General features: G+C 64.7%; 21 protein-coding genes and 5 tRNA genes. 16 read left to right on the plus strand and 10 right to left on the minus strand.

What is annotated here, in order from left to right:
• Positions 1 to 205: 205 nt before the first annotated feature.
• From HNQ66_RS05950 to HNQ66_RS05965, 4 genes are all read left to right on the plus strand, one after another.
• Positions 206 to 1234: an amino acid ABC transporter substrate-binding protein gene (locus HNQ66_RS05950; protein WP_184141844.1), complete on the plus strand. Its 1029-nt coding sequence runs from the start codon at positions 206 to 208 to the stop codon at positions 1232 to 1234.
• Positions 1235 to 1328: 94 nt separating this feature from the next.
• A complete protein-coding gene (locus HNQ66_RS05955) occupies positions 1329 to 2537 on the plus strand; it encodes an amino acid ABC transporter permease (RefSeq protein WP_184141846.1) in 1209 nt (402 codons plus the stop codon).
• A gap of 1 nt (position 2538) precedes the next feature.
• A complete protein-coding gene (locus HNQ66_RS05960; RefSeq protein WP_184141848.1) occupies positions 2539 to 3690 on the plus strand; it encodes an amino acid ABC transporter permease in 1152 nt (383 codons plus the stop codon).
• A gap of 16 nt (positions 3691 to 3706) precedes the next feature.
• Positions 3707 to 4483 (plus strand): amino acid ABC transporter ATP-binding protein, encoded by a 777-nt coding sequence (locus tag HNQ66_RS05965; protein WP_184141849.1) that lies wholly within the window; start codon positions 3707 to 3709, stop codon positions 4481 to 4483.
• Positions 4484 to 4530: 47 nt separating this feature from the next.
• Here HNQ66_RS05965 and HNQ66_RS05970 read toward each other — a convergent pair whose 3' ends face one another.
• The gene (locus tag HNQ66_RS05970; protein WP_184141851.1) at positions 4531 to 5505 is read right to left on the minus strand and encodes a GlxA family transcriptional regulator; all 975 of its coding nucleotides are present in this window, start codon (positions 5503 to 5505) and stop codon (positions 4531 to 4533) included.
• Positions 5506 to 5878: 373 nt separating this feature from the next.
• Between HNQ66_RS05970 and HNQ66_RS05975 the strand changes: the two genes are divergently transcribed.
• Positions 5879 to 6193, plus strand: coding sequence for a BA14K family protein (locus HNQ66_RS05975; RefSeq protein WP_246434227.1), 315 nt, complete (start codon positions 5879 to 5881; stop codon positions 6191 to 6193).
• A gap of 68 nt (positions 6194 to 6261) precedes the next feature.
• On the plus strand, positions 6262 to 6561 hold the full coding sequence (locus HNQ66_RS05980; protein WP_184141855.1) for a hypothetical protein: 300 nt from the start codon (positions 6262 to 6264) through the stop codon (positions 6559 to 6561).
• 9 nt (positions 6562 to 6570) lie between these two features.
• On the opposite strand, the gene HNQ66_RS05985 is transcribed toward HNQ66_RS05980, so the two are convergent.
• From HNQ66_RS05985 to HNQ66_RS06005, 5 genes are all read right to left on the minus strand, one after another.
• Positions 6571 to 6647, minus strand: a tRNA-Arg gene (locus HNQ66_RS05985).
• Between the two features lie 9 nt (positions 6648 to 6656).
• The gene (locus HNQ66_RS05990) at positions 6657 to 6962 is read right to left on the minus strand and encodes an ETC complex I subunit (RefSeq protein ID WP_184141857.1); all 306 of its coding nucleotides are present in this window, start codon (positions 6960 to 6962) and stop codon (positions 6657 to 6659) included.
• 107 nt (positions 6963 to 7069) lie between these two features.
• Positions 7070 to 7146 (minus strand) — tRNA-Pro (locus HNQ66_RS05995).
• Between the two features lie 86 nt (positions 7147 to 7232).
• Positions 7233 to 7721 (minus strand): DUF192 domain-containing protein, encoded by a 489-nt coding sequence (locus HNQ66_RS06000; protein WP_184142247.1) that lies wholly within the window; start codon positions 7719 to 7721, stop codon positions 7233 to 7235.
• Positions 7722 to 7729: 8 nt separating this feature from the next.
• Complete coding sequence (locus tag HNQ66_RS06005; RefSeq protein WP_184141859.1) at positions 7730 to 8308, minus strand: cold-shock protein; 579 nt, start codon at positions 8306 to 8308, stop codon at positions 7730 to 7732.
• A 192-nt stretch (positions 8309 to 8500) separates the two neighbouring features.
• Between HNQ66_RS06005 and gloA the strand changes: the two genes are divergently transcribed.
• From gloA to HNQ66_RS06030, 5 genes are all read left to right on the plus strand, one after another.
• Positions 8501 to 8941 carry a lactoylglutathione lyase gene (gloA, locus tag HNQ66_RS06010; protein ID WP_184141861.1) on the plus strand — a complete coding sequence of 147 codons (441 nt, stop codon included), beginning with the start codon at positions 8501 to 8503 and terminating at the stop codon, positions 8939 to 8941.
• A gap of 346 nt (positions 8942 to 9287) precedes the next feature.
• The gene (locus HNQ66_RS06015; RefSeq protein WP_246434219.1) at positions 9288 to 10514 is read left to right on the plus strand and encodes a YcbK family protein; all 1227 of its coding nucleotides are present in this window, start codon (positions 9288 to 9290) and stop codon (positions 10512 to 10514) included.
• A 137-nt stretch (positions 10515 to 10651) separates the two neighbouring features.
• A tRNA-Glu gene (locus tag HNQ66_RS06020) sits at positions 10652 to 10726 on the plus strand.
• Positions 10727 to 10859: 133 nt separating this feature from the next.
• Positions 10860 to 10934: transfer RNA gene (locus HNQ66_RS06025), tRNA-Glu, on the plus strand.
• A 141-nt stretch (positions 10935 to 11075) separates the two neighbouring features.
• Positions 11076 to 11150: transfer RNA gene (locus HNQ66_RS06030), tRNA-Glu, on the plus strand.
• Positions 11151 to 11183: 33 nt separating this feature from the next.
• On the opposite strand, the gene recJ is transcribed toward HNQ66_RS06030, so the two are convergent.
• From recJ to HNQ66_RS06050, 4 genes are all read right to left on the minus strand, one after another.
• A complete protein-coding gene (recJ, locus tag HNQ66_RS06035; RefSeq protein WP_184141865.1) occupies positions 11184 to 12992 on the minus strand; it encodes a single-stranded-DNA-specific exonuclease RecJ in 1809 nt (602 codons plus the stop codon).
• A 196-nt stretch (positions 12993 to 13188) separates the two neighbouring features.
• The gene (locus HNQ66_RS06040; RefSeq protein WP_184141867.1) at positions 13189 to 14511 is read right to left on the minus strand and encodes a homoserine dehydrogenase; all 1323 of its coding nucleotides are present in this window, start codon (positions 14509 to 14511) and stop codon (positions 13189 to 13191) included.
• A 56-nt stretch (positions 14512 to 14567) separates the two neighbouring features.
• On the minus strand, positions 14568 to 15785 hold the full coding sequence (locus tag HNQ66_RS06045; RefSeq protein WP_184141869.1) for an LL-diaminopimelate aminotransferase: 1218 nt from the start codon (positions 15783 to 15785) through the stop codon (positions 14568 to 14570).
• Between the two features lie 175 nt (positions 15786 to 15960).
• A complete protein-coding gene (locus HNQ66_RS06050; RefSeq protein WP_184141871.1) occupies positions 15961 to 16299 on the minus strand; it encodes an SHOCT domain-containing protein in 339 nt (112 codons plus the stop codon).
• 125 nt (positions 16300 to 16424) lie between these two features.
• Here HNQ66_RS06050 and HNQ66_RS06055 point away from each other — a divergent pair, with 125 nt between their 5' ends.
• From HNQ66_RS06055 to sthA, 5 genes are all read left to right on the plus strand, one after another.
• A complete protein-coding gene (locus HNQ66_RS06055; RefSeq protein ID WP_184141874.1) occupies positions 16425 to 18281 on the plus strand; it encodes a PHA/PHB synthase family protein in 1857 nt (618 codons plus the stop codon).
• 194 nt (positions 18282 to 18475) lie between these two features.
• On the plus strand, positions 18476 to 19195 hold the full coding sequence (gene sfsA, locus HNQ66_RS06060; RefSeq protein ID WP_184141875.1) for a DNA/RNA nuclease SfsA: 720 nt from the start codon (positions 18476 to 18478) through the stop codon (positions 19193 to 19195).
• 31 nt (positions 19196 to 19226) lie between these two features.
• On the plus strand, positions 19227 to 20054 hold the full coding sequence (map, locus tag HNQ66_RS06065; RefSeq protein WP_184141877.1) for a type I methionyl aminopeptidase: 828 nt from the start codon (positions 19227 to 19229) through the stop codon (positions 20052 to 20054).
• Positions 20055 to 20061: 7 nt separating this feature from the next.
• Positions 20062 to 20874: a RadC family protein gene (gene radC / locus HNQ66_RS06070; protein WP_184141879.1), complete on the plus strand. Its 813-nt coding sequence runs from the start codon at positions 20062 to 20064 to the stop codon at positions 20872 to 20874.
• A 137-nt stretch (positions 20875 to 21011) separates the two neighbouring features.
• On the plus strand, positions 21012 to 22418 hold the full coding sequence (sthA, locus tag HNQ66_RS06075; protein ID WP_184141881.1) for a Si-specific NAD(P)(+) transhydrogenase: 1407 nt from the start codon (positions 21012 to 21014) through the stop codon (positions 22416 to 22418).
• The last annotated feature ends 242 nt before the right edge of the window (positions 22419 to 22660 follow it).

Genomic DNA, 22660 nt, shown 5'->3' on the forward strand with positions numbered 1-22660 from the left:
CCCGGCTTTTCCACGGCCCCGGTCCGGCAAATTCCGACAAATTCGGGGCAGTCGCCGGAAAATGGCCACAGTGTCTTGACCCTGCGTCAATTTGAGCATGAGATAAGCAACCTCGCGCCGGGAGGGTGGCGAGTTCCGTGGGTGTGCCCGTAGGGAAGCGGGGCCGACGGACAAAACAAAGACAACAGAAAAAGGTTGTGAAAAGATGGCAAAAAAAATCGTGACGGCGCTGGTCGGCGCTGCCGTACTGGGGCTTGGCGCAACGGCGGCACAGGCTGACACGCTTTCCGACGTGAAGGCGAAGGGCTTCGTCCAGTGCGGCGTGAACGGCTCCAACCTCGCCGGTTTCGGCGCGCAGGACTCGGCCGGCAACTGGTCCGGCCTCGACGTCGACCTCTGCAAGGCCGTGGCGGCCGCAGTCTTCGGCGACGCCACCAAGGTGAAGTACACGCCGCTGTCGGCCAAGGACCGCTTCCCGGCCCTGCAGTCCGGCGAAATCGACATTCTCGCCCGCAACACCACCTGGAGCATCAGCCGCGATTCGCAGCTCGGCTTCGATTTCCGCGCCGTGAACTACTATGACGGCCAGGGCTTCATGGTGAAGAAGGAGCTCGGCGTGAAGTCGGCGCTCGAACTGTCCGGCGCCTCCATCTGCGTGCAGTCCGGCACGACGACGGAACTGAACCTCGCCGACTACTTCCGTGCCAACAACATGGACTTCAAGCCGGTGGTCTTCGAAGCGCAGGACGAAGCGGATGCCGCCTACAATGCCGGCCGCTGCGACGCTTACACGACCGACGCCTCGGGCCTCTATTCGATCCGCCTGAAGATGGCCAATCCGGACGACCACATGGTCCTGCCGGAGATCATCTCCAAGGAGCCGCTCGGCCCGGCCGTCCGCCAGAACGATTCGAAGTGGTTCGACGTCGTTTCCTGGTCGCACTACGCCATGGTGGCCGCCGAGGAATTCGGCATCACCCAGGCGAACGTCGAGGAAAAGAAGAAGTCCGACAACCCGGACATCAAGCGCTTCCTCGGCGAAGAAGCCGATTCGACCATCGGCGCCGACCTCGGCCTGCCCAAGGACTGGGCCGTGCAGATCATCAAGGCAGTCGGCAACTATGGCGAATCCTTCGAGCGCAACGTCGGTGAAGGCTCGCCGCTGAAGATCGCCCGCGGCCTCAACGCGCTGTGGACGAAGGGCGGCCTGCAGTACGCCCCGCCGATCCGCTAAGCGACGGCCTGATCGCTCCGGGAGGGTGGCCCGCCACCCTCCCCTTTACAAAGAACGCCCGGCAAACAGGGCGAGAACACGTCAGGGGAAATGCATGGCTCTTGCGGATGCCCGAACAGGGTCCGGCGAACCGCCGAAGGTATCTCTTCTCTACAATCCGGCTTTGAGAAGCGCAGTCTATCAGATCGTCACGCTCGTGGTGATCGTCGCCGCCGTCTGGTACGCGTGGCACAACGTCGTCCAGAACCTCGCCCGCGCCAACATGACGGCGGGCTTCGGGTTCCTCAACAGTCGCGCCGGTTTCGACGTCGCCCAGAGTCTCATCGCCTATTCCAGCGATTCGACCTATTTCCGGGCCTTGCAGGTCGGCCTCATCAATACGCTCGTCATCGCCGCCGCCGGCGTCGTGACGGCGACGATCGTCGGCCTCCTCGTCGGTATCGGCCGCCTGTCGCACAACTGGCTGATCGCCAAGCTGTGCACGGTCTATGTGGAAATCTTCCGCAACATCCCGCCGCTGCTCGTCATCTTCTTCTGGTATCTCGGGGTCCTCGCGCTGCTGCCGTCGATCCGCACGATCTTCCAGCATGTGAAGGAGAACCCGGATGCGGCCTTCTTCATCTCCAACCGCGGCATATACATGCCCGCACCGGTCTTCGGAGAGAACTTCGGCATCGTCCTTGCGGCCTTCGCGCTCGGCGTCGTCGCGGCGATCGCCTTCACGATCTGGGCGAACGCCCGCCAGCGCGCAACGGGCAAGCGCCCGCCGGTGCTGTGGGTCAATCTCGGCCTGATCGTCCTCTTCCCGCTCATCGTCTTCGTCGTTGTGGGCGCGCCCCTCACCCTGGATTATCCGGTGCCGGGCTCGTTCAACATGAAGGGCGGCATGGTGATCGGGCCGGAGTTCCTGGCGCTTTATCTCGCGCTTTCGCTCTATACGGCCTCGTTCATCGCCGAGATCGTGCGCGCCGGCATCCGGGGCGTGTCCAAGGGACAGTCGGAAGCCTCCTATGCGCTGGGGCTGCGCCCCGGCCAGGCGACGCGCCTCGTCGTGCTGCCGCAGGCGCTCCGGATCATCATCCCGCCGCTCACCTCGCAATATCTCAACCTCATCAAGAACTCCTCGCTCGCGGTGGCCGTCGGTTATGCCGACCTCGTCGCGGTCGGCGGCACCATCCTCAACCAGTCCGGCAAATCCATCGAGATCATCGCGATCTGGATGGTCATCTACGTGTCGATCAGCCTCATCACGTCGCTGTTCATGAACTGGTTCAATGCCAAGATGGCCCTGGTGGAGCGCTGAGATGACGGAAAACATCAGCTATATTCGCGATCACTTCCTCGAGGCGGAAAAGCCGCCGGCGGCCAATTCCTCGGCATTCGCCTGGATCCGCAACAATCTCTTCTCCACCTGGAAGGACGCCGTCCTGACGATCCTTGCCGTGGCGGCGCTGGTCTACTACGTGCCGAAGGCCGTCAACTGGCTGTTCATCTCGGCGGTATGGACGGGGGCCGACCGCACGGCCTGCCTGACGGTGGACCAGGGCGGACAGCTCGAAAGCGGCTGGAACGGGGCCTGCTGGGCCTATGTGAACGACCGCTTCGTGCAGTTCATGTTCGGCTCCTATCCGCGCGACGAACTGTGGCGGCCGCTGCTGGTCGCCGCCATGTTCGTGGCGCTGCTCGTGCCGCTCCTGATCCCGAAGGTGCCGCGCAAGGGCCTCAACGCCCTCCTGCTCCTCGTCGTCTTCCCCATCGTCTCCTTCTTCCTGCTCATCGGCGGCTTCGGTCTCCGGCACGTGGAGACGTCGCTGTGGGGCGGCTTGATGGTAACGCTCATTATCTCCTTCGTCGGCATCGTGGTCTCGCTGCCGGCCGGCATCCTGCTGGCGCTCGGCAGGCGGTCGAGCATGCCGATCATGAAGACGGCCAGCATCTTCTTCATCGAACTGATCCGCGGCGTGCCGCTGATCACCGTCCTTTTCATGGCGAGCGTGCTGCTGCCGCTGTTCCTGACACCCGGCAACAACATCGACAAGTTCCTGCGCGCACTCATCGGCGTGTCGATCTTCGCGTCCGCCTATATGGCGGAGGTTATTCGCGGCGGTCTTCAAGCCATTCCGAAAGGACAATATGAAGCGGCCGATGCCCTTGGTCTAAACTACTTCCACAAAATGACCTTCATCGTGCTTCCGCAGGCCATCAAGCTCGTGATCCCCGGCATCGTGAACACCTTCATCGGCATGTTCAAGGATACGTCCCTCGTCACGATCATCTCGATGTACGACCTGCTCGGCATCGTGAAGGCGAGTTTTGGGGATTCGGGCTGGATCACGCCGGTCACGCCGCTGACGGGCCTGATCTTCGCCGGCTTCGTGTTCTGGATTTTCTGCTTCGGCATGTCGCGCTATTCGGCCTTCGTGGAACGCCGGCTCGACACGAGCCACAAGAGATAACTGAGAGGAAACAAGAATGGCCAACCAAGCCCAGGCGCAGCAGATGACGGTCTCCGCGACGGACGTCGCCGTCGAGATCGTCAACATGAACAAGTGGTACGGCGATTTCCATGTACTGCGCGACATCAACCTCAAGGTCATGAAGGGCGAGCGCATCGTCATCGCCGGCCCGTCGGGCTCCGGCAAGTCGACGATGATCCGCTGCATCAACCGCCTCGAAGAGCACCAGAAGGGCCAGATCGTCGTCGACGGCATCGAGCTGACGAACGACCTGAAGAAGATCGACGAGGTGCGCCGCGAGGTCGGCATGGTGTTCCAGCACTTCAACCTCTTCCCGCACCTGACGATCCTGGAGAACTGCACCCTCGCCCCGATCTGGGTGCGCAAGATGCCGAAGAAGGACGCCGAGGAGATCGCGATGCACTACCTCACGCGCGTCAAGATCCCCGAGCAGGCGAACAAGTATCCCGGCCAGCTCTCCGGCGGCCAGCAGCAGCGCGTGGCGATCGCCCGCTCGCTCTGCATGAAGCCGAAGATCATGCTCTTCGACGAGCCGACCTCCGCGCTCGACCCGGAAATGGTGAAAGAAGTGCTCGACACCATGGTCTCGCTCGCCGAGGAAGGCATGACCATGCTGTGCGTGACGCACGAAATGGGCTTTGCCCGCCAGGTCGCCAACCGCGTGATCTTCATGGACCAGGGCCAGATCGTCGAGCAGAACTCGCCCGCCGAATTCTTCGACAATCCGCAGCACGAGCGCACCAAGCTCTTCCTCAGCCAGATCCTCCACTGAGCGGACCGACGGCACGACGCAAAAGGCGGGCGATGAGCCCGCCTTTTTCATTTTCCGCGCAGCTCCGCCCGCAGCTTCAGCGGGCTCGCGCCAAAATGGTTGCGGAAGGCGCGGGAGAAGGCGGAGAGGCTGTCGAAGCCGCTGCGCAGCGCCACGTCCTGGATGGAGAGCGAGGTGTCGCGCACGAGCCGCTGCGCCGCCGTCAGCCTGAGCCGCAGGTAATAGGCGCCCGGCCCGATGCCGAGGCCGCTCGCAAAGAGCGTTTCGAGCTTGCGCGTGGAAAAGCCGAGGCGGCGGGCGAGCGCGGCGACCGTCAGGGGCCGGTCTATGGTGCGCTCCATCAGGCGGATGGCGGCGGCAAGCTCCGGCTCGCGCTCACCGAGCCGGCCCAGCGAGACGAGCGGCTGCGCATCCGTCGCCGCATGGGTCTCGTCATAGACGAAGACGCTCGCCACATCGAGCGCCACCGCCGAGCCGAAGCGCGCGCGCACCAGATGCAGCATCATGTCGAAGGTCGGCGAGGCGCCGCCCGAGGTCCAGAGCGGCCCGTCGGTGACGAAGCGGTCGGCACGCACGTTGAGCGCGGGAAAGGCGGCCGCGAAATCCTCCAGTTCCTCCCAGTGCGCCGTCGCGTCGCGCCCGTCGAGAAGGCCGGAGCGTGCGAGCAGCCAGCAGCCCGATTCGATGCCGGCGACGATGCCGAACCGGCGCGCCACCTTCTTGAGCCGGGCAACGAAGGCGCGGTCAGCGTGGCGATCCTGGTTGAAGCCGGCGATGAGAAGCAGCGCATCGCCGCTCGTAACGTCCGCAAAGGCGCCGTCCACGCGGATCTCCACCCCGCAGGTCAGGAGCACCGGCCGGCCCTGCGGCGAGAGGATCTTCCAGCGGAAGACCGGCTCCGGCACGACGCGGTTGGCCGCGCGCATGGGATCGAGCACGGAGGCGAGCGACATGATCGACGATTCCGGCAGGAGCACGATGGTGACGTCGAGCGGCCTTTGCCGCGGCTCTTCTTCGCTCATGTGGAAATTGTCAAAAAAGATGCGCCTTATGTCAATCGACAAAACCGCAATCGGGCATGATCGGCCCTACAGGTGATCTGGAGATGCAGCCCGATCAAGGTGAGAACCCCCTGTACCCCGAACGACCCTGATCCGCATTTTGCCGGAACGGGCTGGCGAGCCGAAAGGCGGACCGGCCCGTTTTTTTCGCCGTTCCGCCAGGAAAACCATGCGTTTTCCCGCCAGACGGGAACCGGATACGCGTTTTTGCGTTTCCTTGCAAAACAAGCAGAAAGGTTCTCCCATGTCGAAGCTCAAGACCGGCCTTGCCACAGGCATCCTCTCCGCCGCACTCGCGTTCACCTCCATCGTGCCGGCGCATGCCGTCACCTTCATGCGCGTGCCGGTGCCGTCCGCCTCTTCCGTCGAGCAGGTGCAGTACCGCGACCGCCGCGGCTGGTATCACGGCCATCGCGGCTATCGTCACTCGCGCCCGGGCTATCGCCGTCATTCCGACGGCTGGTGGTATCCGCTGGCCGCCTTCGGTCTCGGCGCGGCAATCGGCGGCGCCATGTCCAACGACCGCCATTACGGCAACCGTCATGTCAACTGGTGCGCCAACCGCTACCGCTCGTACCGGACGTCCGACAACACGTTCCAGCCCAATTACGGCCCGCGCAAGCAGTGCGTCTCGCCCTACTCCCGCTAGGCAAACGCAAAAAAGGGCAGCCGGACGGCTGCCCTTTTTCAATCGGCAATAGCGGCAGGGAGCGGAAAATGACCGACGGAACCGACGCGATAACCGAAACCGGGATGGAGCAGATCAAGATCGCCTTGAACACTCTATACCTTTGCATAGATCACGCGGTGAAGCATATCGCGGAGGCGGAGGGCGTCGAAGCGGCCAGGCACTACAAAGCCGGCCTGCTGGCATCCCTCAAGAAGGGCGATATCGACATGGCCCTCCTGGAAGAGAGGAAGACCTTCGACCTCGTCGTCTCCAAGATCGAAGCGCTGACCATACCCGCCGACACGGACGGGCAAGGGTCACACAATCATATAAATCAAACTATTTAGAAGCATGGTTGGCGACCCCTGCAGGACTCGAACCTGCGACCTACTGCTTAGAAGGCAGTTGCTCTATCCAGTTGAGCTAAGGGGCCGGCGGGACCTCAGTGGGTCCACGGCTGCATGCGGTTGAAGCGGAAGTTGTCCGGATAGGCGACGCGCTTGCGGGTCGATTCCTTCGGCTCGATCACACGGTATTCGATGCCGTTGCGCTGCGCATAGGCAACCGCCTCTTCGCAGGTCTCGAAGGTGAGCTTGACCTGCTGGTACATGTCGCCCGAGCTGGTATAGCCCATGATCGGGTCGATCGTCCGCGGCTTTTCGGCATCGAACTCCAGAACCCAGAGATTGGTCTTGGCCTTGCCGGACTGCATGGCGGTCTTTGCGGGACGATAGATCTTCGCGGTCATCGAAGCGGCTCCAGAAGTCTCGAAAACGGGCGCACCGTTCCGCCGGCGCGTCCGCACATCCATAACCCGGATTTCGTAAAGGGGGAATGACCGGGCAGCATCGCCGGTGGTCGGAGTGGAGAGATTCGAACTCCCGACCCTCTGGTCCCAAACCAGATGCGCTACCAGGCTGCGCTACACTCCGTTCCGGCGATGCCGAGATACACGCATCCGGGGCCTGCCGCAACAGCAAATGGGTGTTTTCAAGCGCTTGCGGGCGGCCGGCGGAAACTATTGTCCCTTGCGCAGGGATTCCATCAGCGCGTTCTCGACCCGGTTGCCGGCGCGCAGGCGCAGGCGCTTGACCGTGCCGGCATTCAGCTCCAGCACGAAATCGATCGGCCCCTTCGAATCGATGATCGATTCGGAAAGCGGCTCGGCATTTTCCTTGATCGAGCGGACCTTGCCGTCCTTGCCGATGAACAGCATGTCGAGCGGCAGATAGGTGTTCTTCATCCACATGAAGACCTGCCGCGTCTCGCCGAAGGCGAACAGCATGCCGCGGTCGGGCGCCATCTCCCGGCGGAACATCAACCCTTCCTCGCGCTGGCGCGGCGTCACGGCCAGCTCCACCGTGAAGGCATGGCTCTTGCCGTCGCGGGTGACGATCGAAAGCGGCTGCGTATCGAATTTTTCGGCCGCGAAGGCAGGAAACGACAGGCAGAGAAAAAGCGCCAGAACGGCGCTTCCAAGCTGCGCGATACCGAACGCCCGCGCCAGACGTGCCATCAGTGCGGCCTGTTGCCGGGAACCGGCATGTCCGGATGGATCTCCGCCGCCATCAGGCCCTTCTCGCCGTCGCCGAAGCGCACGAGCACGACCTGGCCGGGGCGAAGCTCCGTCAGGCCGAAGCGGCGCAGCGTCTCCATGTGGATGAAGATGTCTTCCGTGCCCTCGCCGCGCGTGAGGAACCCGAAGCCCTTGGTGCGGTTGAACCACTTGACCAGCACGCGCTCCAGCCCGCTCGAGGGCGTGACCTGCACATGGGTCTTGACCGGCGGCATCTGCGAGGGATGCACGGCGGTCGACTGATCCATGGAAAGGATGCGGAAGGCCTGGTAGCCGCGCTCGCGCTTCTGGATCAGCGCGACGACGCGCGTTCCTTCCAGAACCGTCTGGTAGCCGTCGCGGCGCAGGCAGGTGACGTGCAGCAGCACGTCCTGCATGCCGTTGTCCGGCACGATGAAGCCGAAGCCCTTGGCAACGTCGAACCACTTGATGACGCCGGTGATCTCGACCAGATCGACGACGTCGTTGCCCTGGTCATCACGCGTCGTGATTTCCTTTGAAGACACCCTGTCCGCCATGATCTGCCAGCCCCTCGTTTACGCGTCACAAGAGTTACGGTTAACTGATTCTTGATAACCAGAATAACATTGTCCCGATGCGACTGCGCAAGCCCCCTTGAAAGTTTTGCCCGCTCCGTCTTAGCCGCCAAGGCTTGCCTCAGGCTGACAAAACCCTACCCTTCCCGCGATTCCCACCTGGAGGACATTTCCATGCGTTATCTTCACACAATGGTCCGCATCAAGGACATCGACCAGTCGCTGCATTTCTACTGCACCCTCTTCGGTCTTCAGGAAGTGCGCCGCACCGAGAACGAGAAGGGCCGCTTCACGCTGATCTTCCTCGCCGCCCCGGGGGATGCGGAGGCCGCCCGGGCCGATGCGGCGCCCTGCCTCGAGCTCACCTATAACTGGGACAGCGAGGATTATGCCGGCGGACGCAATTTCGGCCACCTCGCCTACGAGGTCGACGACATCTATGCGACCTGCCGGAACCTGATGGACAACGGCGTCACCATCAACCGCCCGCCGCGCGACGGGCACATGGCCTTCGTGCGCTCGCCGGACGGCATCTCCATCGAAATCCTCCAGAAGGGCGAGAGCCTCGCGCCCGCCGAGCCCTGGGCCTCGATGGGCAATACCGGAAGCTGGTAAGCTGGCGCGCACGCAAGCCCCGGGCAAAGCTGGTGCTTTAAGCCGAGGCTGACGAACCATCGTTTCGCCGTATTTGACCGGAACCTTCTTGCCGTTCCGGTCAATTGCCAGCGTGAGGGGCGTTTGGCCGTTCCCGGCCGGATACCTCCCGTTCTGCGTGCAGCGGCCTCATACGCCTCCCCCTTTGACACCATGGGCGGACGCGGTAACATCGCGGCAACCGCAGCTTGGCCGACCGGCTTTCTCGATTGCGGTTGCGACTGTTTGCAGAAATGGCCCCATCGGCGGCAAGACCGAGGGCCCGAACGTCGAAAGCGGGGGAAAGCCTTTGCAGGACATGCAAGGAATGTGGCCGAGCCGGAAGACGCTGCGGTATGGGTTGCTGCTGGCTGTTTCGGTCGCCGCGCTCTCGGGCTGCGTTTCCGCAGTCGCCACGGATATGCGCGCGGACAATACGGGCGCGCAGGAGAGCGAAGACACCGTCGCCACGGCCGGCAATGCCGCGGACGCGGCCACCGCCGCGGCGGACGGCGCTGAAGCGACGGCCGATGCGGCCAATGCCGATACCGGCCAGCAGTCGGCGGGCGCCGACATGGCGGGCCTCGTCATGCAGCCGGCATCGCTCGACGCCGGCAAGGCGAGCATCTATTCGAACGGCGGCGTCGCGCCGACGGGCACCGCCGATATGGCGCAGACCAACGGCATGAACGCCTCCGCCGGCAGCCTTTATGCCAGCGCGGGCGCCGCGGGCGCGGAAAAGACCGGGCGCCTGCCCGTCGAGGACATGCCGCCGGTCGATGCAACCGGCCAGCAGCAGGTCCTTGCCGCCATGGACGGCGAAGACGGCCTGCCGGCGAACGTTCCCATCCCCACGACGGCGCGGACCGCGCTCGTCGAGGAGAATGCCGGCGGCAACGCGGCCGGCCTTGCCCTTGCGAGCCGGCAGGACGACGGCATGGCGGCAGGCGGCGCGCGCAAGGATGCCACGCAAGGCTCGCTCTTTGCCGGCACGGCCGAAGCCGCAGGCGACGCGGTCGGCGTGACGCAGAAGCCGCGCCGCGTGCTGAACCGCGACGCGGCAGGCGCCATGCAGGTCGCCTCGCTCGGCGTGCTGCCCGGCGTTTCAAACGCGAACCCGCTCTTTTCCGACGATCATTCCGAGGCCGACGAAGTCGACGACGACACGCCGGAATTCAAGGAGGTCGCCTCGCTTGCGGGCCTTGCCCGCCTTGCGCCGAACGGCCTCTGGCTGCAGACGGAAAAGGTCAAGACCGGCTGTTTCAAGCCGGAGCTCCTGCAGGTGCTGAAGACGGTCGAGAATCACTACGGCAAGCCGATCATCGTCACGTCGGGCCTGCGCTCCATCAAGCCGGGCCGGGCCAAGCAGTCGCTGCACACGCGCTGCGAGGCGGCGGACATCCAGATATCCGGCGTCACGAAATGGGAGCTTGCGGACTATCTGCGCAGCATGCCCGGCCGCGGCGGCGTCGGCACGTACTGCCATACCGAATCCGTGCATATCGACGTGGGCACGCAGCGCGACTGGAACTGGCGCTGCCGCCGGAAAAAGTAATCCGGCGCCTAACCCATTGCCGTCATGTGCTTTTTCCAGATGGAAGCCGCCCTTGGGCGGCTTTTCATTTTTTTGTCGCAAGGGCCTTTTCCCGCTTGCGGAAGCGCAATCGCCCTTCTATAAGACGCCCACCGCACGCGCCCTTCGTCTATCGGTTAGGACGCCAGATTTTCATTCTGGAAAGAGGGGTTCGACTCCCCTAGGGCGTGCCACGGTTTCCCCCCTCGAAATCGCTGAATCTCCCGCGCTGCGAAGCGCCTGTTTTCGCTGTTGAAAAACTTCCGCGTCCCGCGATTTTCCGTCTTGCGAATCCACGCCGCCCCGACTAGAAGACGCCCACCGCACGCGCCCTTCGTCTATCGGTTAGGACGCCAGATTTTCATTCTGGAAAGAGGGGTTCGACTCCCCTAGGGCGTGCCACCTTCCCCTTTCAGCCTTTACCCATCCGTTCCGTTCGCGGCCTGTTGGCGACGTTCGTTGCCTGCGCGGAAAAAACTGCGATTTCCTCGGTTTAGGGGCTTGCGCAAATCGGAAGGCACGACTAGAAAACGCCCACCGCACGCGCCCTTCGTCTATCGGTTAGGACGCCAGATTTTCATTCTGGAAAGAGGGGTTCGACTCCCCTAGGGCGTGCCACGGTTCTTCCCGAAATGTCCCGGAAACCGCTGTTCAGAACGCCTTTGCCGCATCGATGATGCGGAACTGGACGCGGCGGTTGCCCTGCCAGCTATCGGCCGAAAGCGTGCCGGCGACATGCACGGCCTGTCCGCGCTCCTTCATCAGGAAAAGACCGAGATCGGCTTCCGCCGCGCGGAAGGCCATGGCGTCGAGCCGTCCGCCGTCGGGCCCTTCGAGGCTGACGCGCAGGTGGTTGACGCCGACCGGCCGCACGTCGCGGATGCGGTGCGCCGGCAGGGCGAAGACGGGCTGCGAGTGGCCGGAGCCGTAGGGGCCGGCCTGCTCGAGCTGGTCGGCAAGGGCGAGCGTCGCGCCGGAGGCGCTGAGCGCCCCGTCGATCTTCAGCGTCTCCACGGCCACCAGATCGCGCACCGCCCTTTCGGCGCGCTCGGCGAAGAAGCTGCGCAGGCGGCCGAGATTGGCGCGCTCCACCGTCAGGCCCGCCGCCATGGCATGGCCGCCGCCCTTGACGAGGATGCCCTCCTCCACGGCGGCGCGCACCATGCGGCCAAGGTCGAAGCCGCTGATCGAGCGGCCCGAGCCGGTGCCCTTGCCGGACGGATCGAATGCGATGGCAAAGGCGGGGCGGCGGAAGCGGTCCTTGAGGCGCGAGGCGAGGAGGCCGACGACGCCGGGATGCCAGCCCTCGCGGGCCGTCAGGATCACCGCGGCGCCCTCGCCCGTGCCGTATTCGGCCTCGGCTTCCGCCTCCGCCTCGGCCAGCATGGCGACTTCCATCGCCTGGCGCTCGCGATTGAGCTCATCGAGCTGCTTTGCGATGCGCTCGGCCTCGCCCGGCTCGTCGATGGTGAGCAGCCGGCTGCCGAGCGCGGCATCGCCGATGCGCCCGCCGGCATTGATGCGCGGGCCGACGAGGAAGCCGAGATGGTAGGGCGTCACGGGCCCGCCGATGCCCGCCTGCTTGAGGAGCGCCGTCAGGCCCGCATTGCCGAGATGGCGCGCGGCGACGAGGCCCTTCACCACATAGGCACGGTTGAGGCCCTTCAGCGGAACGACGTCGCAGACCGTGGAGAGCGCCACCAGATCGAGCATGGAAAGAAGGTCGAAGCTCGCGGCCCGCGCATCGCCCCGCGCCTTCAAGAGCCGCTGGAGGGCGACGAGGACGAGGAAGACGACGCCGGCGGCCGACAGATGCCCCTGCCCCGAAAGATCGTCCTCGCGGTTGGGATTGACCAGCGCAAGTGCCGGCGGCAGCGCCTCGCCGACCTGGTGATGGTCGATGACGACGACGTCGATGCCGCGCTCGCGCGCAACGGCGAGCGATTCGTGGCTGGTCGAGCCGCAGTCGACCGTGACGATCAGTTGCGCGCCGCGGTCGATGAGCTGGCCGATGGCGTTGGGGTTCGGCCCGTAGCCCTCGAAGATGCGATCGGGAATGTAGATTTCCGCCGGCACGCCGAAATGGGCAAGGAAGCGGTAGAGCAGCGCCGAGGAGGCAGCGCCGTCGACGTCATAGTCGCCGAAGATCGCGACCCGTTCGCCCCGCTCGATGGCGCGCGCCAGCCGCTCCGTCGCCGCCTCGCAGTCCATCAGGCTATAGGGCTCCGGCATCAGGCGGCGCAGGGTCGGATCGAGGAATTCCAGCGCCGTCTCGAAGGCGACACCGCGGCCGGAAAGCACGCGGGCGATGAGGTCCGGCAGGCCGTGCGTCTGGCTCATCGCCAGCGCGCGGTTCTCCCCCGCCTGATCAAGCCGCGCCACCCAGCGCTGGCCGGTCGCCGAGCGCTCGACGCCGAGGAAGGCCCGGCTGACGGGATCTGCGTTTTCCAGCATGCTCATGGACGCGTGTCTCTCCAGGCTGCTTGCTCCCTCGCCTCCTCTATCGTCATGCTCGGGCTTGACCCGAGCATCCACACCCGTGGGTGCCGATGGATCCTCGGGTCAAGCCCGAGGATGACGTCGATGGGGGGAGCGAGGCTCGTCAGCCGACCGATCTTCAGCTTACCGATATCACGCCGCGCCGGAGAAGACAGGCTCAAGCCGCCTTCGGCCGCTCGATGCGGATGACCTGCGGTTCGCCGACGAGGTAGCCTTCGCTCTTGACGGAAGCGACGGCCTTGCGGACGGAATCCTCCATCGTCGCGTGGGTGACGAGGATGATCGTCTTGGGATCGCTCGATTCGGCGGTCGGCTGGCCGCGCTGCACGATGGATTCGAGCGAGATGCCGTTTTCCGCCATGTGCCGTGCGATGCTGGCGAAGACGCCGGTGCGGTCCTCCACTGAGAGGCGGATGAAATAGCCGCCGTGGTGCTTCCTGATCTGCGCGCGCTCGTAGGGCGCGAGCGCCGCGGCCGGGCGGCCGAGGACGGGCACCGTCTGCGCGCCCGGGCGGCTTTTCGCGATATCGGCGATGTCGCCGAGCACGGCCGAGGCCGTGGCGTTGCCGCCGGCACCGGGGCCGACCATCAGCAGTTCGCCGAGAATGTCGGATTCGATCGCCACGGCGTTCGTCACGCCGTCGACCTGCGCGATGACGCTGTCGAGCGGCACCATCGTCGGATGCACGCGCTGTTCGACGCCGGTGTCGGTCTTCTGCGCGACGCCGAGCAGCTTGATGCGGTAGCCGAGGTCGGCGGCGGCGCGGATATCGTCGATGGAGATGTTGGTGATGCCTTCGAGATAGATGTCGTCGGCCGAAATCCTCGTGCCGAAGGCAAGCGTCGTCAGGATCGACAGCTTGTGCGCCGTATCGTTGCCCTCGATGTCGAAGGCGGGATCGGCCTCGGCATAGCCGAGCCGCTGGGCTTCCTTGAGGCACGCCTCGAAGGAAAGCCCCTCCTTCTCCATCTTGGTGAGGATGTAGTTGCAGGTGCCGTTCATGATCCCGTAGACGCGGGAGATCGTGTTGCCGGTGAGCGATTCCCGCAGCGCCTTGATGACCGGGATGCCGCCGGCGACGGCCGCCTCGTAGTTGAGGAGCGCGCCGTGCTTTTCGGCAAGGGCGGCAAGCTCGACGCCGTGGGCGGCAAGCAGCGCCTTGTTGGCCGTGACGACGTGGACGCCGCGCGACAGCGCCGCCTTGACGGCGGCAAGGGCCGGATCGCCCGCTCCGCCCATCAGCTCCACGAAGACGTCGATCTTCGCCTCGCGTGCGAGCGCGACGGGTTCGTCGAACCATTCGGCACCGGAAAGATCGACGCCGCGGTCGCGGCCCCTGGTGCGCGCGGTAACGGCGACGATGTCGATCGGCCGGCCGCACGTCGTCGTGAGCATATCCCTGCGTTCGACGAGAATCTTCGCGAGCGAGGCACCAACGGTCCCCAAGCCCGCAATGCCGATCTTCAGGGCATCAGCCATGGTCATGTCCTAACGTTTTGGAAGAAGCCCTCCGCAGACACGCGGAGGGCGGATTTTCAGCGATGGGCGTTCAGCGAGATGACGTTGTGCATCGTCTCGTCCGCCGTGGAGAGGAACTTCTTGATGTTGCGCGCGGCCTGGCGGATGCGGTGCTCGTTCTCGACCAGCGCGAGGCGGACGTAGTCGTCGCCCAGTTCGCCGAAGCCGACGCCCGGCGCCACGGCGACGTCCGCCTTCTCGACGAGCAGCTTGGAGAATTCCAGCGAGCCGAGGTGGCGGAACTTTTCCGGGATCTTCGCCCAGGCGAACATGGTGGCGGCGGGCGGGGGAACCTCGAAGCCCGCCTTGCCGAAGCTCTCGACCATGACGTCGCGGCGGCGCTTGTAGACGTTGCGTACCTCGGCGATGTCCGAGCCGTCGCCGTTGAGCGCATGGGTCGCGGCCACCTGGATCGGCGTGAAGGCGCCGTAGTCGAGGTAGGACTTCACGCGCGTCAGCGCGGCGATCAGGCGCTCGTTGCCGACGGCAAAGCCCATGCGCCAGCCGGGCATGGAGAAGGTCTTGGACATGGAGGTGAACTCCACCGTCACGTCCATGGCACCCGGAACCTCCAGAACGGAGGGCGGCGGCGTGTCGTCGAAGTAGATTTCCGAATAGGCAAGGTCGGAGAGCACGATGATGTCGTGCTTCTTCGCAAAGGCGATGACGTCCTTGTAGAAATCGAGCGTAGCGACCTGCGCCGTCGGGTTCGACGGGTAGTTGAGGATCAGTGCCAGGGGCTTGGGAATCGAGTGGCGCACGGCCCTTTCCAGCGGCGGGAAGAAGCTCTCGTCCGGCTCGACGGGAATGGAGCGGATCACACCGCCGGTCATCAGGAAGCCGAAGGCGTGGATCGGATAGGTCGGGTTCGGGCAAAGGATCACGTCGCCCGGCGCGGTGATCGCCTGCGCCATGTTGGCAAAGCCTTCCTTGGAGCCGAGGGTCGCGACGACCTGCGTTTCCGGGTTGAGCTTCACGCCGAAGCGGCGGGCGTAATAGGCGGCCTGCGCGCGGCGAAGGCCGGGAATGCCCTTGGAGGAGGAATAGCGGTGCGTGCGCGGGTCCTGCACCACTTCGCACAGCTTGTCGACGATGGCTTTCGGTGTCGGCAGGTCGGGGTTGCCCATGCCAAGGTCGATGATATCGGCGCCACCCGCTCGCGCGCTTGCCTTCAAACGGTTGACCTGTTCGAAAACATACGGCGGCAGACGCCTGACCTTGTGAAACTCTTCCATCTTTTACCCCGTTAGGCGCGGAGCCCCTCGGGCGGCTTTGCCAAAGGGCGCGAAACCCCGCGCGAATCAAGTGACCGATTACGGGCGAAAGCGTTCAAAATGAAGGCGCTCCGCCCATGCCGGCGGCCTTGCGGCCACCTTTCGCTTTGCGGCCAAACGGCCGGAAAGGCAAGCGCTATTTCTGGCCTTCGATCTCGGCGAGCGTCGCCTTGCCGTGCCCTTCGCGCAGCGCCTGCAATTCGGCGAGCTGGCGGCGGTATTCCGCGTCCGAGATCGCGCCGGAGCTGCGGCGCTTGGAAAGCGCCGTCAGGCGCGCGCCGTATTCGGCGGCTTCCGCATCGCTCATCTGCTGCGTCTCGGCGGTGACGATGGCGGTGATGTCCGGATAGACCTCGGCCCGGTTGGCGCCGGCATTGATCGAGGGATCGCGCGCGGCCGGGCTGCAGGACGCCAGCACCGCCGGCAGGGCGGCAACGAGAAGGGCGGCGGCGACGCGCCTGAATTCGAACGCCATATGGCTGTATGCTCCTGTCGAGACGACGGGTTCCAAGTCTTGCCGGGAAAGGCTTTCAGGCCCTTGTAATCTGTTTCGGAGAGAATGTAAAAATACAAAAGTAACAATAAAATCGGGAGGGAGCGATGGCCGAGGACAGCAAAGCGGGCACACGCGATGCAGCCGGAGCGAAGCCCGGTTTCCAGCCGTTCGATCCCGCCGCGATCGAGCCCTATATCGTCAAGGATCCCGAGGCGCTGACGGTGAACCTTGCGCGCACCGTCGAGCAACTCGGCAAGGCCGCCTCCGCCTGGCTTGCCCCGCGCGAGAGCGGCGAGAAGGTCGACACCGTCGCCGAGCCGATGGTCGACATGGTCAAGACGCTCTCCAAGGTCTCCGAATACTGGCTGGCGGACCCGCGCCGCACGCTGGAAGCGCAGACCATGCTGCTCGGCAGCTATTTCACCATCTGGTCGCGCACGCTGAACCGCCTCGGCGGGCAGGAAGTCGAGGACGCGCCCGATCCGCACGCCAGGGACAAGCGCTTTGCCGACGAGGACTGGGTGAAGAACCCGTTCTTCGATTTCCTGCGGCAGGCCTATTTCGTGACCTCGGACTGGGCGGAAAAGCTCGTCTCGGACGCCGAGGGCCTCGACGAGCACACGCGTCACAAGGCCGGCTTCTATGTGAAGCAGATCGCCAGCGCCATCTCGCCGACCAACTTCGTCACGACCAACCCGCAGCTCTACCGCGAGACGGTCGCCTCGAACGGCGCGAACCTCGTGCGCGGCATGAAGATGCTGGCGGAGGACATCGCCGCCGGCCAGGGCGACCTGAAGCTGCGCCAGACGGACACCAGCAAGTTCGCCATCGGCGAGAACATGGCGCTGACGCCCGGCAAGGTGCTGGCGCAGAGCGACGTCTGCCAGGTCATCCAGTACGACGCGACGACGGAAAAGGTGCTGAAGCGCCCTCTCCTCATCTGCCCGCCGTGGATCAACAAGTTCTATATCCTCGACCTCAACCCGGCAAAATCCTTCATCAAATGGGCGGTCGACCAGGGCCACACGGTCTTCGTCATCTCCTGGGTGAACCCGGACGAGCGCCATGCGGAAAAGGACTGGGAATCCTATGCCCGCGAGGGCATCGGCTTCGCGCTCGATACGATAAAGCAGGCGACCGGCGAGGAAGAGGTCAACGCCATCGGCTATTGCGTCGGCGGCACGCTGCTCGCCGCGACGCTCGCCCTCCACGCCCGCGAGGGCGACAGGCGCATCCGCACGGCGACGCTCTTCACCACGCAGGTCGACTTCACCTTTGCCGGCGACCTGAAGGTCTTCGCCGACGAGGACCAGATCGACCTCATCGAGCGCGGCATGAAGGCGACGGGCTACCTCGACGGCTCGAAGATGGCGACCGCCTTCAACATGCTGCGCGCCTCGGAGCTGATCTGGCCCTATTTCGTCAACAACTACCTGAAGGGTCAGGACCCGATGCCCTTCGACCTTCTCTACTGGAATTCAGATTCCACGCGAATGCCCGCCGCCAACCACTCGTTTTACCTTCGCAATTGTTATTTGAACAACAACCTCACCAAAGGCAAGATGATGCTGGGCGGCGCGCCGGTATCGCTGAAGGACATCAAGATCCCGATCTACAACCTCGCCACCAAGGAGGACCATATCGCGCCGGCGAAATCGGTCTTCGTCGGTTCGAAGTTCTTCGGCGGCAAGGTCACCTATGTCATGGCCGGCTCCGGCCACATCGCCGGCGTCGTCAACCCGCCGGACAAGAACAAGTACCAGTATTGGACCGGCGGGCCGGTGAAGGGCGAATTCGAGGACTGGGCGGCCAAGGCGAAGGAAACACCCGGCTCCTGGTGGCCGCACTGGCACGAATGGATCAAGGCCGAGGACAACCGCATGGTGCCGGCCCGCAAGACCGGCGGCACGATGAACTCCATCGAGGAAGCCCCGGGGTCCTACGTGCGCGTTCGTGCGTAACGGGCGGGTTGCATGATGGGTGAGCGGAAATACCCCCCTCTGGCCTGCCGGCCATCTCCCCCACAAGGAGGGAGATCGGCAAGCGGCAAGACCCTCGCTCAACTCGCAACGCTAAAGAGGGGCGAAACGGCCCTCCAACCAATCTCCCCCCTTGTGGGGGAGATGGCCGGCAGGCCAGAGGGGGGTGAGCGGCAATGATCTTCGATCCGCCGCTCGTTACCGGCACGCTCGTGCAGCGCTACAAGCGTTTTCTCTTCGACGCCGTCCTCGACGACGGGTCGGCGATCACGGGCTCCTGCCCCAATACCGGCTCCATGCGCGGGCTGACGGCGCCGGGTTCGCGCATCTGGATGTCGACGAGCGACAGCCCGACACGCAAGCACCGCCATCGCCTCGAACTGGTGGAGGCAGACGGCACCGTTGTCGGCATCAATACGGGCCTGCCGAACCGCCTTGCCGAGGAAGCGATCCGGGCCGGTCTCGTCGCCGATCTCGCCGCCTATCCGGTGCTGGAGCGCGAGAAGAAATATGGCCGCAATTCGCGCATCGACATCCTGCTCTCCGGCGATGGCCGCCCATCCGCCTATGTCGAGGTGAAGAACGTCCATTTCCGCCGTACGACCGGCCTTGCCGAATTTCCCGACACGGTGACGGCGCGCGGGGCAAAGCACCTTGAAGAGCTCGGCGACATGGCGGAGGCCGGTTTCCGCGCCGTCATGCTCTATCTCGTCCAGCGCGAGGACTGCGATCTCTTCCGCATCTGCGCCGATCTCGACCCGTTCTATGCGGCCGGCTTCCGGCGGGCGCTTTCGCGCGGCGTCGAAGCCTATGCCGTCAAATGCGCGGTGACGGCGCGGCAAATTCAGCCCGTGGCGTCGATCGCCATGGACGAACCCGGTCCGGCTGTTTTATGAACGGTCTGCAAAGACCAGTGAAAGCTCGACCATGGTAACCTATATCGACGCGACCTCCGCGCCGCTGAAGAACACCGGCGTGATCCGCCTCTACGACGCCGAGGCCTTCGAAGGCATGCGCAAGGCCTGCCAGCTCACGGCGCGCTGCCTCGACGAGCTCTACCCGCTGGTCAAGCCGGGCGTCGCCACGGACGTGATCGACCGCTTCGTCCTCGAATTCGGCATGGACAACGGCGCCCTGCCCGCGACGCTCAACTATCGCGGCTACACGAAATCCACCTGTACCTCGATCAACCACGTCGTCTGCCACGGCATTCCCAACGACAAGCCGCTGCGCGAGGGGGATGTCGTCAATATCGACGTCACCTACATCCTCGACGGCTGGCACGGCGATTCGAGCCGCATGTATCCGGTCGGCGAGGTCAAGCGCGCCGCCGAGCGCCTGCTGGAAGTCACCCATGAATGCCTGATGCGCGGCATCGCTGCCGTCCGCCCCGGCGCGCGAACCGGCGCCATCGGCGAGGCGATCCAGACCTATGCGGAGGCCGAGCGCTGCTCGGTCGTGCGCGATTTCTGCGGCCACGGCGTCGGTCGGCTCTTCCACGATGCGCCGAACATCCTGCATTACGGCCGCGCCAACGAAGGCCCGGAAATGAAGGAAGGCATGATCTTCACCATCGAGCCGATGATCAATCTCGGCCGCCCGCATGTGAAGGTGCTGTCCGACGGCTGGACGGCGGTGACGCGCGACCGCTCGCTCTCCGCCCAGTACGAGCATACCGTCGGCGTGACGGCAGACGGCTGCGAGATCTTCACGCTCTCGCCCGGCGGCCTCGACCGCCCGGGCCTTCCGGCATAGGCCGCCCATGACGCGCCCGCGCGCAGGAGACGAGCCGACATCTCCCGCCGATATGGCGGACGACCTCTTCGAGGAGGCCGACGAGCGCGGCCATTTCTTCGAGCGCCCCGCCCGGGCAACGCCCGCCAAGGCCCTTCCCGCAGCGGACGACAAGCACTATCACGGCCACCGCGAGCGCCTGCGCACCCGTTTCCGCGACAACGGCGACACGGCGCTTGCCGATTACGAGATCCTCGAGCTCCTGCTCTTCCGCCTCATTCCCCGCCGCGACACCAAGCCGATAGCCAAGGCCCTGCTCGACCGCTTCGGCACGCTCTCCGGCGTCTTCGGCGCGACGCCCGCGCTGCTGCAGGAGGTCAAGGGCATCGGCGAGGCTGTGGCGCTCGACCTGAAGCTCATCGCCGCGGTCGCCCAGCGCACGCTGAAGAGCGAGATCCGCAACAAGACGGTCCTCTCCTCCTGGTCCTCGCTCATCCAGTATTGCCACGCCGCCATGGCGCACGAACCGCGCGAGCAGTTCCGCATCCTCTTCCTCGACAAGCGCAACACGCTGATCGCCGACGAGGTGCAGGGCCGCGGCACGGTGGACCATACGCCGGTCTATCCGCGCGAGGTGGTGCGCCGGGCGCTGGAACTTTCGGCGACCGCCATTATCCTCGTCCACAATCACCCGTCCGGCGATCCCACCCCGTCGCGGGCAGACATCGACATGACGAAGACAATCGTGGAAACCGCCCGTCCGCTTGGTATTACCGTGCATGACCACATCATCATCGGCAAGGACGGGCATGCCAGCCTCAAGGGGCTGAGACTTATGTAGGATTCCAGAATCGGGTGATCGCTCTTTCATCCGATTGAAACGGTTTGCTGCCACATTCGGTTGACGAACATGATCCGGCGAAGACAATTGCTGCGATGCAATATGATTCTTCCCGTGGAAGACTGAGGCAATCTCATATGCAGGAATACGATCTCGTCGTCGTGGGCAGCGGCCCCGCAGGCCGCCGCGGCGCCATCCAGGCCGCCAAGCTCGGACGCAAGGTTCTCGTCATCGAACAGGGAAAGCGCGTCGGCGGGGTTTCGGTGCATACCGGCACGATTCCTTCCAAGACGCTGCGCGAGACGGCGCTCAATCTTTCCGGCTGGCGCGAGCGCGGCTTTTATGGCCGCGCCTATCGCGTGAAGCAGGAAATCAGCGCCGACGACCTGCGCCGCCGCCTGCTCATCACGCTCGACCATGAGGTGGAGGTGCTGGAGCACCAGTTCGCCCGCAATCGCGTGCAGCACATGCGCGGCAAGGCCTCGTTCGTGGCGCCCGAGACGCTGGAAATCGTCAAGGACGACGGCGAGACGATCCACGTCACCGCCAAGAGCATCCTGCTTGCCGTCGGCACGAAACCCTACCGTCCCGACAGCATTCCCTTCGACGGCGTCAGCGTGCTCGACAGCGACGAGTTGCTCGACATCAGGGAACTGCCGCGCTCGATGGCGGTCATCGGCGCCGGCGTCATCGGCATCGAATATGCGACGATCTTCTCGGCACTCGATACCCAGGTGACGGTCATCGACCCAAAGCCGACGATCCTCGATTTCATCGATCGCGAGATCGTCGAGGAATTCATCCATGACCTGCGCGACCGCAACATGAAGCTGATCCTCGGCCAGAAGGCCGAGAAGGTGGAGAAGCTGGAAAACGGCAAGTGCGAGATCACGCTGGACAACGGCCGTCACGTCACCTGCGACATGGTGCTCTATGCCGCCGGCCGCGTCGGCGCAACGGACAGCCTCAACCTTGCCGCCGCGGGGCTTACGGCCGATTCGCGCGGCCGCCTCAGCGTCAATCCGGAGACCTTCCAGACCGAGGTGCCGCATATCTACGCCGCCGGTGACGTCGTCGGCTTCCCCTCGCTCGCCTCGACCTCCATGGAACAGGGCCGCATCGCCGCACGCGTCGCCGTCGGGGCGATTGCCAAGGAGCCGCCGAAATACTTCCCCTACGGCATCTATGCCGTGCCGGAAATCTCCACCTGCGGCCTCACCGAGGAAGAGGTCAGGGAGCGCGGCATCCCCTACGAATGCGGCATGGCGCGCTTCCGCGAGACCTCGCGCGGCCACATCATGGGCCTCAATTCCGGTCTCCTGAAGATGATCTTCTCGCTGAAGACCCGGCGCCTCCTCGGCGTGCACATCGTCGGCGAAGGCGCGACCGAGCTCGTCCACATCGGCCAGGCCGTCCTCAACCTCAAGGGCACCGTCGAGTATTTCGTGGAGAACACGTTCAACTACCCGACCCTTGCCGAAGCCTACAAGATCGCCGGCCTCGACGCCTGGAACCGCATGGGCGACCTGTCGCAGGCCGGGTGACCCCGAAGCGGGCGGCGTGCCGCGGGGCGTGGATCCTCGGGTCAAGCCCGAGATGACGGAGAGGAGGAGAAGCCTCCCACTCCTTGAAGGCGCGGCATGCGGAAAGCCCGCTTTTATCGTAACACCTCTCTCCCGTCACCTCTCTCCCGGCGTCATCCTCGGGCCTGACCCGAGGATCCACGCCACAACCTCTGCAACGATGCACCAAACAAAAAGGCCGCCCGAGGGGTGGCCTTTCCGTT

This window comes from Shinella fusca (assembly GCF_014203155.1).
GTDB lineage: Bacteria > Pseudomonadota > Alphaproteobacteria > Rhizobiales > Rhizobiaceae > Shinella > Shinella fusca.